The 13105-nt window shown below is 63.8% G+C and carries 11 protein-coding genes; 3 read left to right on the plus strand and 8 right to left on the minus strand.

Annotated elements, in window-relative coordinates:
• Positions 1-5: 5 nt before the first annotated feature.
• From gnd to QZ648_RS00840, 8 genes are all read right to left on the minus strand, one after another.
• Positions 6-986, minus strand: a complete 981-nt coding sequence (gene gnd, locus QZ648_RS00805; protein WP_169065894.1) for a phosphogluconate dehydrogenase (NAD(+)-dependent, decarboxylating) — start codon at positions 984-986, stop codon at positions 6-8.
• 81 nt (positions 987-1067) lie between these two features.
• Entirely contained in the window at positions 1068-3212 is a 2145-nt protein-coding gene (locus tag QZ648_RS00810) for an FAD-dependent oxidoreductase (protein ID WP_169065895.1), read from the minus strand.
• A gap of 176 nt (positions 3213-3388) precedes the next feature.
• Positions 3389-4423 carry an arsenosugar biosynthesis radical SAM (seleno)protein ArsS gene (arsS, locus tag QZ648_RS00815; RefSeq protein WP_169065896.1) on the minus strand — a complete coding sequence of 345 codons (1035 nt, stop codon included), beginning with the start codon at positions 4421-4423 and terminating at the stop codon, positions 3389-3391.
• A gap of 388 nt (positions 4424-4811) precedes the next feature.
• Positions 4812-5264 carry a DUF302 domain-containing protein gene (locus tag QZ648_RS00820; RefSeq protein ID WP_291995835.1) on the minus strand — a complete coding sequence of 151 codons (453 nt, stop codon included), beginning with the start codon at positions 5262-5264 and terminating at the stop codon, positions 4812-4814.
• A 290-nt stretch (positions 5265-5554) separates the two neighbouring features.
• On the minus strand, positions 5555-6127 hold the full coding sequence (locus QZ648_RS00825; protein WP_169065898.1) for a hypothetical protein: 573 nt from the start codon (positions 6125-6127) through the stop codon (positions 5555-5557).
• 132 nt (positions 6128-6259) lie between these two features.
• The gene (locus QZ648_RS00830) at positions 6260-6592 is read right to left on the minus strand and encodes a type II toxin-antitoxin system RelE/ParE family toxin (protein WP_169065899.1); all 333 of its coding nucleotides are present in this window, start codon (positions 6590-6592) and stop codon (positions 6260-6262) included.
• The gene (locus tag QZ648_RS00835) at positions 6589-6840 is read right to left on the minus strand and encodes a type II toxin-antitoxin system ParD family antitoxin (RefSeq protein WP_169065900.1); all 252 of its coding nucleotides are present in this window, start codon (positions 6838-6840) and stop codon (positions 6589-6591) included. Before QZ648_RS00835 ends, QZ648_RS00830 begins: the two co-directional genes overlap by 4 nt.
• 563 nt (positions 6841-7403) lie before the next feature.
• Positions 7404-8204 (minus strand): SDR family oxidoreductase, encoded by an 801-nt coding sequence (locus tag QZ648_RS00840; protein WP_169065902.1) that lies wholly within the window; start codon positions 8202-8204, stop codon positions 7404-7406.
• 195 nt (positions 8205-8399) lie between these two features.
• Between QZ648_RS00840 and QZ648_RS00845 the strand changes: the two genes are divergently transcribed.
• The 3 genes from QZ648_RS00845 to QZ648_RS00855 are packed head-to-tail and all read left to right on the plus strand — an operon-like array spanning position 8400 to position 13098.
• The gene (locus QZ648_RS00845; RefSeq protein ID WP_291995836.1) at positions 8400-10589 is read left to right on the plus strand and encodes an ABC transporter substrate-binding protein; all 2190 of its coding nucleotides are present in this window, start codon (positions 8400-8402) and stop codon (positions 10587-10589) included.
• A gap of 59 nt (positions 10590-10648) precedes the next feature.
• Complete coding sequence (locus QZ648_RS00850; RefSeq protein ID WP_291995837.1) at positions 10649-11626, plus strand: ABC transporter permease; 978 nt, start codon at positions 10649-10651, stop codon at positions 11624-11626.
• On the plus strand, positions 11626-13098 hold the full coding sequence (locus tag QZ648_RS00855) for an ABC transporter permease (RefSeq protein WP_291995838.1): 1473 nt from the start codon (positions 11626-11628) through the stop codon (positions 13096-13098). Before QZ648_RS00850 ends, QZ648_RS00855 begins: the two co-directional genes overlap by 1 nt.
• Positions 13099-13105: the final 7 nt, after the last annotated feature.

Here is a 13105-nt window from a genome sequence, read left to right on the forward strand (position 1 = left end):
TCGCCTTACTCGGCCTTGCTCGGCTCGACATGGCCGCCGAAGCCTGCGCGCATCGCGGAAAGCATTTTCTCGGCAAACGTATGTTCCTGGCGCGAGCGGAAGCGGGCGTAGAGCGCGGCGGTGAGCACTTCCGCGGGCACGGCCTCGTCAATCGCCGCCTGCACCGTCCAGCGGCCCTCGCCGGAATCCTGCACGAAGCCACTATAGCCGGACAAGTCGGGCTGCCTGGCCAGCGCCGCGGCGGACAGGTCGAGCAGCCACGAAGTCACCACACTGCCGCGCCGCCACAGCTCGGCGATATCGGCGAGGTCGAAGGGGTAGCGTTCAGCGCTCGGCAGGGCTTCGCTGTCGGCGTTGCGGAGAATGTCGAAACCCTCGGCATAGGCCTGCATCAGGCCGTACTCGATGCCGTTGTGCACCATCTTGACGAAGTGTCCCGCCCCGGCCGGGCCGCAATGAAGATAGCCCTGCTCGGCACTGCCGCCAGGCGTTCTCCCTGGCGACGGCGGCACGCCGGAAGGGCCCGGCGCCAGCGTCCGGAAAACCGGCTCCAGGCGTTTCACCGCCGCCGCATCGCCGCCGATCATCAGGCAATAGCCACGTTCCAGGCCCCAGACGCCGCCACTGGTGCCGGCGTCGAGATAGAGGATGCCGCGTTCGGCGAGCACTCGCGCGCGGCGCACGTCATCCTTGAAATGGCTGTTGCCACCATCGACGATGACGTCGCCAGCGGCGAAATGGCTGGCCAGTTCCATCACCGTCGCGTCGGTGATCTCGCCCGCCGGGACCATGATCCATGCGGCGCGCGGCGGCCTCAGCTGGTCGGCCAGTTCGGCCAGGCTGGCGGCGCCGCTGGCGCCCGCCTGCACCAGTTGGGCGACGGTTTCCGGCTTGGGGTCGTAGACCACGCAGTCGTGTCCACCCTGCAGCAGTCGCCGCGCCATGTTGGCGCCCATGCGGCCCAATCCCAGCATCGCAATTTGCATCGTCATTACTCCTTGATCGACAGGTCAATCGGCAAAACGCTGGCTCGCAGGAAGGGCGCGGCGCCGAGGTGAAGCAGCTGCCTAGCCGCGGCGCCAGGCGTGGAAGCGTGCGACCCATGCGAGCAGCTGCTGCGGCGCGTGCGCCTTCTTCCAGTTACCGGCGACGTACTTGTTGGCTTCGGCGAGCGTCGGGTAGATGTGGATGGTGCCGAGAATCTTGTTCAGGCCGATGCCGTGGCGCATGGCCAGGACATACTCGGCGATCAGGTCGCCGCCGTGCTCGCCGACGATGGTGACGCCGAGAATGCGATCCTTGCCGGGAACGGTGAGGACCTTGATGAAGCCATGCGCTTCGCCGTCGGCGATCGCCCGGTCGAGATCGTCGATACCGTAGCGCGTCACTTCGTAAGGGATGTTGCGCGCCCTGGCGTCGCTCTCGTTGAGCCCGACGCGCGCCACTTCGGGTTCGACGAAGGTCGCCCAGGGGATCACCGAGTAATCGGTACGGAACTTCCTGAACGGATCGAAGAGCGCATTGACCGCCGCGTACCAGGCCTGGTGCGCGGCGGTGTGGGTGAACTGGAAGGGGCCGGCGACGTCGCCGGCGGCGTAGATGTTCGGATATTTCGTTTGCAGGAAGTCGTTGGTCTCGATCGTCCGATTCGTCGCGATGCCCAGTTCCTCGAGGCCGTAGCCACTCAGGTTGGCTGCCCGGCCGACCGCTACCAGCAAGGCGTCGAAGGGAATGCGCACTTCCTGGCCCTGGTGTTCGGCGAGCAGGATCTTCTCGCCGTCCTCGACGACAAAGGCTTTCGCCTGGTGATTGAGGAGCACGCTGATGCCTTCGTCGCGGAAGCGTTTGGTGACCATTTCCGAGACTTCCGGATCTTCGCGGACCATGATCCGTGGCCCCTGCTGCACCTGCGTGACTTGCGCACCGAAACGGGCGAAGGCCTGCGTCAGTTCGCAGCCGATCGGGCCGCCGCCGAGGACGAGCAGCCGGCGCGGCAGTTGGCGCAGCTCCCAGATGGTGTCGGAGGTGAGGTAGCCGACCTCTTCGAGACCGGGAAGCGGCGGCACGAAAGGGCGACCGCCGGTGGCGATGACGATGCTGCGCGTCGTCAGCCGCTCGCGCTCGCCACTGTTGCGCAGCACCTCGACTTCCCACGGCGAGATGATCCTGGCGCTGCCGGCGATCACTTCGACGCCGAGCTCGGTATAACGCTCGGCCGAGTCATGCGGTTCGACGGTCTTGATCACCCGCTGCACACGTTCCATCACCTCGGCGAAGTCGAACTCTGCCTTTGCTGCGCGGATGCCGAACTCCTGCGAGCGTTGCATGTGCGAGAGCAGCTTGGCCGAACGAATCACTGCCTTCGAGGGCACACAACCGGTGTTCAGGCAGTCGCCACCGAGTTTGTGTTTTTCGATCAGCGTCACCTTGGCTTTCACCGCCGCGGCAATGTAGGCGGTGACCAGTCCGGCCGAGCCGGCACCGATGACGATCAGATTGCGATCGAAGCGCGCCGGCTTCGTCCAGCCGGCATAGACTTTGCGGGCCGCCAGGGTGTCGACGATCTTCTTGGCAAGCAGCGGAAAGATGCCGAGCAGCACAAAGGAGCCGAGCAGCGCCGGCGAGAGAATCCCGGCCAGCGAGTCGATCCTGGCCAGCTGCGTGCCGGCATTCACATAGACCAGCGTGCCGGCGAGCATGCCGAGCTGACTGACCCAGTAGAAAGTGCGCGTCTTCAGCGGCGTCAGCCCCATCACCAGGTTGATGACGAAGAAGGGGAAGAGCGGTACCAGGCGCAGGGTGAACAGATAGAAGCCGCCTTCCCTGGCGATGCCGGCGTTGATGGCGCGCATGCGCTCGCCGAAGCGCTTCTGTACCCAGTCGTGCAAGAGGAAGCGCGAGGCCAGGAAAGCCAGGGTGGCGCCCAGCGACGAGGCAAAGGAGACCAGCAGCAAGCCCCAGAAGAGTCCGAAAATGGCACCGCCGGCGAGCGTCAGCACAGCGGCACCGGGCAGCGACAGCCCGGTCACGGCCACGTAGGCGAGGAAGAACAGCAAGCCCGCCTTGACCGGCTGCGCCGCACGCCAGGCTTCGATTGTTTCCTGCTGGCTCTTGAAGTAGTCGATGCTCAGGAAGCGACCGAGGTCGAGCGCGAAGTAGGCCACCAGCAGGCCGCCCAGGGCAGCCATCAGCAGCAGTCGTCGAGTATTCATTACCGCCTTTCCGATCTAGAGTGGTGCTGCTTTCCTGATCAGGCTTTCAGCGACCCTGAGCGCAGCCTGAAAGCCGTGAGGTCGCGGGATTTCGCCCGCTTGGTGGCGCTGCCGTCGTGGCAATGACGTGCGCGCTGGTGTGGCGGCGTATTTCCGACGCGATTCTCAGCAAGCGATCAGCTGCCGCAAGTCGGCGCGGCAGCGATTTGGTCGCCGAGCACCTCGCCGAGCGCGCCGCCGCAACTCGAGCCCTGTCCCGCCGTACAGCCATAGCAGTGATCGGCAACGCGGATCGGGCGTCCTTCGAGGGCCGCGGCGCTGAGCTCGGTAATGTGCAGGCGTGGCTGGCCGGGCTGGCCAGGTGGCTTGCCCGCTGCCAGGCCGAGGGGCAGGCCGAGCTGCTGGTTGAAGTCACAATCGTAGAGATAGCCCTGCCAGTCGATCGACAGCAGATTGCGGCACATCACCTGCTCGAGGTTGTCGTCGCGATGCGCGCCGCGCAGCAGTTGCATGTAGCTGTTGAACTGACCTTTCGAGATCAGCATCGACCCGAAGCGCTGGATCGGCATGTTGCTGAGCGTGAACAGCTCGTTGAAAACGATGCCGAACTCCTGCCCGAGATGCTCGCGGTAGGCGGCGGTCAGCGCTTCCTGCGGTGGCGGCAGCGTCGGTCCTTGCGGGTTGAAGACCAGATTAAGCAGCAGGCCGCTGTCGGGAGCCGCGTAGCCGAGCGCATTGAGTCGCTGCAGGCCGCGGATGCTGGCGTCGAAAGTGCCCTTGCCGCGTTGCCGGTCGACGTTCTCTTCGAGATAGCAGGGCAGCGAGGCGACCACCTCGACGCCATGTTCGGCCAGGAAATCGGCTAGATCCTCATGGCCCGGCTCCTCGAGGATGGTCAGATTGCAGCGGTCAATGACGCGCAGACCACGTTGCCGACCGGCGACCACCAGGCGGCGGAAATGCCTGTTCAGTTCCGGCGCGCCGCCGGTCAGGTCGAGCACCTTGACTTCGGGGCTGGCGGCAATGAAGGCCAGCAGCGCATCGATCGTCTCGGCGGTCATTTCCTCCTTGCGCTGCGGGCCGGCATTGACGTGGCAATGCAGGCAGCTTTGATTGCAGCGATAGCCGAGATTGACCTGCAGGGTTTCCACCGAGCGCCGGCGCAAGGCCGGGAAAGTGCTGATGGCGAGAAGGGGGAGGGTGGCGTGCATCTTGTTTTTTCTCCGGTTGATCGTCCTGCCTTGGTCGAGCGCAAGCGGTGTTTCCTTACAGCGCGCGCTCAGGCACCAGGCAGGACGCTCGACGCGCAGGCTACAACGCGTCCCGGGAACTCGCTGATTGCGCTGGCCACCGGAAAGGGAGCGCGGCGCCACACCAACCCGCACGTCATTGCGAGGAGGCGCAGCCGACGTGGCAATCCCGTTCCATCGTCTCACTATCTCCTGCCGCAGTGACACGCTGCCGCACTGACATACTGACAACGCGAAAAGCCAAACCTCTGGATTGCCGCGTCGGCTGCGCCTCCTCGCAATGACGGTGGATGGGTGGATGGGTGGGTGGATGCTTGCCGACAGCCCATCAAGAATGCAGCGCATGCCCCTAGGGTGCGAGAGCCGCTTTCGCCAGGCCGGCCAGGGCCTTGCTCAGCTTCTCGGCGACCGGGCACTGCGCGACGTCGTGTCGCTGGGCCAGGAAGAGGGGATCGTTATAGCCCAGCCAGACCTGCGCACTGTCGTCCTCCCAAATCAGCGCCTTGAGGGGCAAATCGATGCCGACTGTTTGTGCGCATTCCATGAACGGCGTGCCGCCTTCCGGATTGCCGAAGATGATGACCTCCGTGGCGCGCAGGGACTTGCCGATCTTCGCCGCGCCCGCAGCGTGATCGATACGCGCGAAGACGGTGAGTCCGCGTTCCTTGACGACTTTCTCGAAGCGGTCCATGGTCGCCAGCACGCCATAGGGGCTCTTGACGACCACCAGACCTTCGGCGGCGGAGGCCAGCGAGACAATGGCCATGAGGGCGAGGGCGACGAGCGAGTGCAGGGTCTTCATGATGAACTCCTTTCAGGTGGGCTCAGGGGGGTCATTCACTATGACAGTAAATCAGGGTTCCGAGAAGAAGCCCGGCGCCGGCTTCGCCAGACGCTCACTTGTCCACCGCGAAAGGTGAGCCTTGTCCAAAGTGGTGTGACCCTCAAAGTAGATGTCGGCGAAGGACGAAACGGCTTGGTCATCCTGACGATGGTGATCAACAGGAACGAAACACGGCTTCGCACGATCGAGCAGATCGAACAATTCCCACGCGGTAGCGGGAATTCATAGCTTCCATACTGTGTGCAACGCTACCTTAGCGTGCTCTGTTTTCTGTTTTCCGAGAACGACCCCTTCTTCAGCAAACGCCTGTGCAGCAGCTGTGCGCTGCTGGACCACGGGTGGCCGGTTCGCCTAGCGCTCACTTCGCGATGGTAATCGGCAGGTCGACGCCCGGCGCCATTGCCGAAGACCTTGGCCAGCGCATAAGCCTCGAGCGCGGCCGTCAGGATGTCGCTGCCGAGCGCTATTTCGGTGTCGTCGGCTTTGCCCACCAGCTGCCGCAGGCTGGCCAGGTGCGGTCGCAAGAGATCGAGCTTGTGGAGATCGCGCTCGGCTTCGGCGAGATCGAGTTCCGGCGGGATGATCTGCCTGTTCTGCGCCAGGACGATCAGCGTCTGTCGGCAAAAGGCTTCCGACTTGTCGCCCATCTTCGCCAGGCTACGCCGCTGCTCGACCGAGAACTCGATCAGGCCGCCGAGTTTCTCCTGCAGGGTCGTGATCGCGGCGGCAATCGCCGCCAGGTCGTCGGGGCTGATATTCGGCGTTACGAGGTTTTGGCTCCAATGACTCTTGATTGACCGCGCCGGACGGCCGCCTGTCAAACTCGATTGCTTGTCGATGGCGGCCTTGTAGTACGATTGCCGGGCGGCGTGTTTCGGCCATTAACTGCCACTGGAGCGGAGCTCCGATAAGCGGACCGTGACAACCGCCCCGTGGGGTGCCCGGCGATCACGTCAGGAGAAGACGTCTGGATCCTGCATCCAGGCGGGAATGTCGCTCTGGCCATGCAGTATGCGCCAGACGTCGATGTGGTTCGGTTGCTCGGCGTAGAACACGAGGTAGGGGTAGGACGACAGCGCCCAGGCGCGTAGGCCGGGAAGGTCCAACTCATGTCCATAGCGAGGCGAACCCGTGCCAGGATAGCGCGCGATGTGGGTATAGCTCCGTTCCAGTGCGTCAATGAAGCCCAGCGCCACCGCCGAGGAAGCCTCTTCGAGGTAGTAAGCTATCGCGTCGTCGACGTCCTGGTTTGCCCGTTCACGGGGAACGACGGGCTTGACCTTCACCCGCGAGAAACCGACTTGGCGGCTTTGTGTACCCGGCCACGCAGACTTTCGAAGTAGGCGGCATCAGCCGGCGACGTCGGCGCAGTGGCTACGCCGGCCAACAACAAACCACGCAAGTGCTGACGATCCTGATCCTTGCGGATCAATGCGCGCACGTACTCACTACTGGTGCCGTAGCCACGTTCGCTCACCTGCTTGTCCACGAAGGACTTCAGGCTGTCGGGCAAGGAAATATTCATTGTGCTCATGGACGCAGACTAGGCTTCTTGGCAAAATTTGGCAAGTCGCTTATTCGCCTCCGTCTCATCAGTTGCGCTGGACGACCGCTTCCTTGTCGCGCTGATGACTGCAACGACCCTTATGGAAAGCTTTCCATAAGGGTCGTCAAGAGACCATCACGAAAAATGACAGAAACCTCGCTTCGGATTGTTTCCGAATGCCGTGGCTGCCCTCCGAACCACGAAGCATCGCTTGGCCAACCGCCTGTCTTCTGCTCACCACAAGAAGCGCGCCGTGGCCGCCCTCGACGCATGCGGTAAGCAGGTTTCCCTCGTCGGCATGTTCTACGGCGGCGAGTCGCCGGCACTGTCGTGCCGGACTTTCCGAGCATTAATGTGAAAGTCGCGTATGCGACTCACGAAACTCCCTTCTCCCGTCGCGGGAGAAGGGCCGGGGGTGAGGCGGGGAATTCAGGGAGCATGCTCCCTGCCCGGCGAACGATTCCGGCGTGCAAGCCGGAATGCGCACTGCAAGTGAGAGGGGGGGCGGTCATGACTTTCATGATCAGGGGTGTCTCGACATGTCATGACCGTTAGCCGGGCATTGGATCCGCGTTACCCAGCGCCGTCGTATTCAGCCCGCCATCGACGTACATGATCTCGCCGGTAATCGCGCTGGCCAGGTCGGAGAGCATGAAGGCGGCGGCGTTGCCGACTTCGTCGATGGTGATGTTGCGGCGCAGGGGGGCGTTGTGGGCGTTGTAGGCGAGCAGGCGCGAGAAGTTGCCGATTCCGGACGCGGCCAGGGTCTTGATCGGGCCGGCCGAGATGGCGTTGGCGCGGATGCCTTGCGGGCCGAGGCAGAAGGCGAGGTAGCGGGTGGCCGCTTCGAGGCTGGCCTTGGCCAGGCCCATGGTGTTGTAGTTGGGCAGGGTGCGTTCGGCGCCGAGGTAGGAGAGCGCCAGCAGGGCCGGGTTGCGGCCTTTCAGGAGCAGTGGCCGGGCGGCCTTGGCCAGTCCGGCGTAGCTGTACGAGGAAACGTCGTGGGCGATGCGAAAGGCGTCGCGCGAGATGCCGTCGAGGAAGTCGCCTTCGATGGCTTCGCCGGGGGCGTAGGCGATCGAATGCACCAGGCCTTCGAGGCCGTCCCAGTGCTCGGCGAGAGCGGCGAACAGCGCGTCGATATCGGCGTCTTCGGCAACGTCGCAGCGATAGACCAGGGTGCTGTCGAACTCCGCGGCGAATTTGGCGACGCGAGCTTCAAAGCGTTCGTTCTGATAGGTGAAGGCCAGTTGCGCGCCTTCGCGGTGGCAGGCTTTGGCGATGCCGTAGGCGATCGAATGCTTCGATAGTACGCCGGTGATCAGAATTCGCTTGTCGGCGAGGAATCCCATGACTTCTCCCGTAACTAGAATGGGTTGCGTTGGCAGCTTGGCTGCGAATCAGCATAACCGACGCATTATAAAGGAATTGCATCACTCGCTCGGCAAAAGCACGCAGTCTGTCAGGTGGCGGGCGTTTGCCAATGGCGAGTGCCGGATGCTGCGCCGTGCAGCCAAAGCGGCGGACTTCAAGGTAAACTGCCGCCCATGCCCCCCTTTCGCCTTGCCCTTCGCCCGCTGCTTCTTCTGCTTGCGCTGCTGTCGCTGCTGTTCCTGCTGGCGGCCTGCAGCAGTGAGCAGAACGATCCCTATCCGCAGGCCGAGCGCGGCAAAAATATTCTCTATGCGGCCTTCACCGAGCGTCCGAAACACCTCGATCCGGTGCAGTCGTACAGCGAGGACGAAATCACCTTCACTGCGCAGATCTACGAGCCGCCGCTGCAGTACCACTACCTGAAGCGGCCGTACACGCTGATTCCGGCGACCAGTGAGAGCGTACCGGTGCCGCGCTACTACGACGCCGAGGGCCGCGAGTTGCCGGCCGACGCACCGGCCGCCGAGATCGCGCGCAGTGTTTACGACATTCACATTCGCCCGGGCATTCGCTACCAGCCGCATCCGGCTTTTGCCACCGACGCCGCCGGGCAGCCGGTCTATGGCGAACTGGACGCCGAGAAGCTGCGCGGCATCGAGGTGATCGCCGATTTCGCCGCGACCGGCAGCCGCGAACTGGTCGCCGACGACTACATCTACCAGATCAAGCGCCTGGCCCATCCACGCCTGCATTCGCCGATCTTCAGCATGATGAGCGAGCGCATCATCGGCCTGCCGGAACTGGGTGCGGCGCTGAACGAGGAAGCGAAAAAGCTGCCGCCAGAGGCCTGGCTGGATCTCGATCGTTTTCCGCTGAGCGGCGTCAGTCGCCTCGATCGCTACAGCTATCGCATCGAGTTGCGCGGCAAGTATCCGCAGTTTCCCTACTGGCTGGCGATGCCTTTCTTCGCGCCGGTGCCGCGCGAGGTCGACCGTTTCTACAGCATGCCGGGAATGGCCGAGAAGAACCTGACGCTGGACTGGTATCCGGTCGGCACCGGGCCGTTCATGCTCACCCGCAACGATCCCAACAGCCGCATGGTGCTTGAGCGCAACCCGAACTTCCATGGCGAGAGCCATCCCTGTGTCGGCGAGGCCGGCGACGAGGCGGCCGGGCTGCTGGCGGATTGCGGCAAGGCCTTGCCGTTCGTCGACCAGGCCGTCTTTTCGCGCGAGAAAGAGGCGATTCCCTACTGGAACAAGTTCCTGCAGGGCTATTACGACGCGTCCGGGATTTCCTCGGACAGCTTCGACCAGGCGGTGCGTCTCGGCGGCGGGGGTGACGTCAGCCTGACCGACGAGATGCGCGGGAAGGGCATCCGCCTGCTGACCAGCGTGCGTCCCTCGGTTTTCTACATGGGTTTCAACATGCTCGATCCGGTCGTCGGCGGCCTCTCCGAGGAGGCGACGAAGTTGCGCCAGGCGCTGTCCATCGCCATCGACCAGGAGGAGTTCATCTCGATTTTCATGAACGGTCGCGGCATCGCCGCAACCAGCCCCCTGCCGCCGGGGATTTTCGGCTATCTCGACGGTGAGGAGGGTAATAACCCGGTGGTGTACGACTGGGTCGACGGGCGGCCGCGACGCAAGTCGATCGAGGTGGCGAAGAAGCTGCTCGCCGAAGCCGGCTGGCCGAATGGTCGCAACGCCAAAACCGGCGAGCCGCTGGTCCTCAGTCTCGATACCACCAGCGGTGGCATGGGCGAGAAGTCGCGGCTCGACTGGCTGACCCGGCAGTTCGCCAAGCTCGATATCCAGCTGCTCGTGCGCTCGACCGACTTCAACCGCTTTCAGGAGAAGATTCGCAAGGGGGCGGTGCAGCTCTACTACCTCGGCTGGAACGCCGACTACCCGGATCCGGAGAACTTCCTGTTCCTGCTCGACGGCACCGACGGCAAGGTTGCGGTCGGCGGTGAAAATGCCTCCAACTACGCCAATCCCGAGTACGACCGCCTCTTCGAGCGCATGAAGAACATGGAAAGCGACGGACCACGCGGCGCTGAACGGCTGGCCATCATCCGTCAGGCGATAGCCTTGCTACAGAACGACGCGCCGTGGATCTTCGGCTTTCATCCGAAGAGCTATACCCTCGGCCATGACTGGCTGCACAACCGCAAGTCGACGGATGTCGGCAACAATATCCTCAAATATCAGCGCATCGACGTCGCCGAGCGCGAGCGCCTGCGGCAGCAATGGAATGAGCCGGTGCTCTGGCCGCTGCTTGTCGCGCTGCTGCTGCTGGTGGCGGTCGTCTTGCCGGCGGCGATCGGCTATCGGCGCCGCGAGCGCGGGACCGCGCGCTGATGTGCGCCGCGCTCCGGGCAAGCCGCTTTGCGCTGCGGCTTGAGGTATAGTCGCGCACCATGCTCGCTTACCTCGTTCGCCGTCTGCTCTATGCCTTGCCGATCCTGATCGGCGTGAACGTGATCACTTTCGCGCTGTTCTTCATCGTCAATACCCCCGATGACATGGCGCGCATGCAGCTTGGCGTCAAGCGCGTGACGCCGGAGGCGATCGATAAATGGAAGGCCCAGCGCGGCTACGACAAGCCGCTGTTTATCAACGAAGTGGCGAGTGGCAGCGCGGTGTTCACCGATACCATCTTCTTCAGCAAGTCGGCGCGCATGTTTGCCGGCGATTTCGGGCGCGCCGAGGACGGCCGCGACATCGCCCGCGAAATCAGCTCGCGGATGGGGCCGTCGCTGGCGATTGCGCTGCCGACTTTCATCCTCGGCCTGCTGGTGACCGTTTCCTTTGCGCTGATGCTGACTTTTTTTCGCGCCAGCTACCTCGATTTCTGGGGCGTCGTGCTGTGCGTGGCGCTGATGTCGATCTCCGGCCTGTTCTACATCATCGGCGGCCAGTTTCTGATCAGCAAGATGTGGAAGCTGGTGCCGATCTCGGGCTATGGTGGCGGCCTCGATGCCTGGAAATTCGTCATCCTGCCGGTGCTGATCGGGGTCATCTCGGGGATTGGTTCGTCGACGCGCTGGTATCGCACCATCTTCCTGGAGGAGATCTCGCGCGACTATGTGCGCACCGCGCGTGCCAAGGGGCTCTCCGAACTGGCGGTGCTTTTTCGCCACGTCCTGCGCAACGCGATGATCCCGATCCTGACCGGGGTGGTAGTGGTCATCCCGCTGCTGTTCATGGGCTCGCTGCTCACCGAATCCTTCTTCGGCATTCCCGGCCTCGGCAGCTATACCATCGACGCCATCAACGCGCAGGATTTTGCGGTCGTGCGGGCGATGGTCTTCATCGGCTCGGTGTTGTACATCGTCGGCCTGATTCTTACCGATCTCTCCTACACCTTCGTCGATCCGCGGATTCGTTTCAACTGATGGCCTTCCTCCCCGTCATCCTCTGGTCGGATGTGCTGATCTGGCTGCTCTTCGTCGCGGCCGCTATTTTCGGCTGGCTGTCCCTGCGCAATCCGCTGTGGCGGACGGCCTGGCAGCGCGTCGGTCACAGCCGGGCGGGAATGGCTTCGGCGACGGTGTTGCTGGTCTTCGTTGTCGTCGGTCTGCTGGATTCGCTGCATTATCGGCCGCGCCTGGAAAATGCGGCCGGGCAGCGGCCCAGTGGCGAAGCCAGCCCGGCGGCCAGCGACGTCAGCAAGCAGCCGGCAGCCTACGCCGTCGAAGTGCTGTCGCTGCTCGACGCGATCCTGACGCCGCTACGCACGCAAAACGAGAAAACCTATTCCGAACCCCTGGCGACGCGTGCCTACGCCAAGGAGTCGATCGAGTCGCGCGACGCGGCTGGCGAGCTGCAGCAAACGCGCGATTATCCGCGCCTGCGCCATGGCGGTGCTCATCTCGGCGCCGACGAAGCGGGTCGCGACGCCGACGTCGGGCAGCGCCTGCTGCATGCCCTGGTGCTGGCCATTCTTGCCTGGTGGGTGCTGGCGGCGGCGACTGCGGCCCGCCTGGCGCGCCGCGAGAGCTGTGCGCACATGGAGGCCTGGCGACGCATCTGGAGCAATGAGAGCGACTTCGCGTGGAACGCGGTACTCGCCGCGCTCGGCGTCGTCCTGCTGGTCGCCCTGCCGCTGGCGATGCTCGCTGGCCACTACCATGTCTTCGGCACCGACAAGGTCGGCCAGGATGTCTTCTATCAGGTCCTCAAGAGCGTGCGCACGGCGCTGGTCATCGGGCTGGTGACGACCCTGGTCACCTTGCCGCTGTCGATTTTCCTCGGCGTCCTCGCCGGTTACTTCCGCGGCTGGGTGGATGACCTGATCCAGTACCTGTATACCACGCTCAGTTCGATTCCCGGGGTGCTGCTGATCGCCGCCGCGGTGCTGATGATGCAGGTGCTGATCGACAACCATCCGCAGTGGTTCGCCACCGCCGCCGAACGCGCCGACCTGCGCCTGCTGGCGCTCTGCTTCATCCTCGGGGTGACCAGCTGGACCGGCCTCTGCCGCCTGCTGCGCGGCGAGACCCTGAAGCTGCGCGAACTGGAGTACATCCAGGCCGCCCAGGCTTTCGGAGTGGCCGATCTGCGCATCATCGGCCGCCACATCCTGCCCAATCTGATGCACATCGTGATCATCGCGCTGGTGATGGATTTCTCGAGTCTGGTGCTCGCCGAGGCGGTGCTTTCCTACGTCGGTATCGGCGTCGATCCGACGATGATCAGTTTCGGCACGATGATCAACAACGCGCGCATGGAGCTGGCGCGCGAACCGATGGTCTGGTGGTCGCTGGCTGCCGCCTTTACGTTCATGTTTACGCTGGTGCTGGCGGCGAACCTGCTCGCCGACGCGGTACGCGACGCCTTTGATCCGCGGATGGCGGGCTCGGCATGATTGAGGA

This window comes from Candidatus Accumulibacter sp. ACC012, from assembly GCF_907163155.1.
In the GTDB taxonomy this organism is placed as follows: Bacteria; Pseudomonadota; Gammaproteobacteria; order Burkholderiales; family Rhodocyclaceae; genus Accumulibacter; species Accumulibacter delftensis.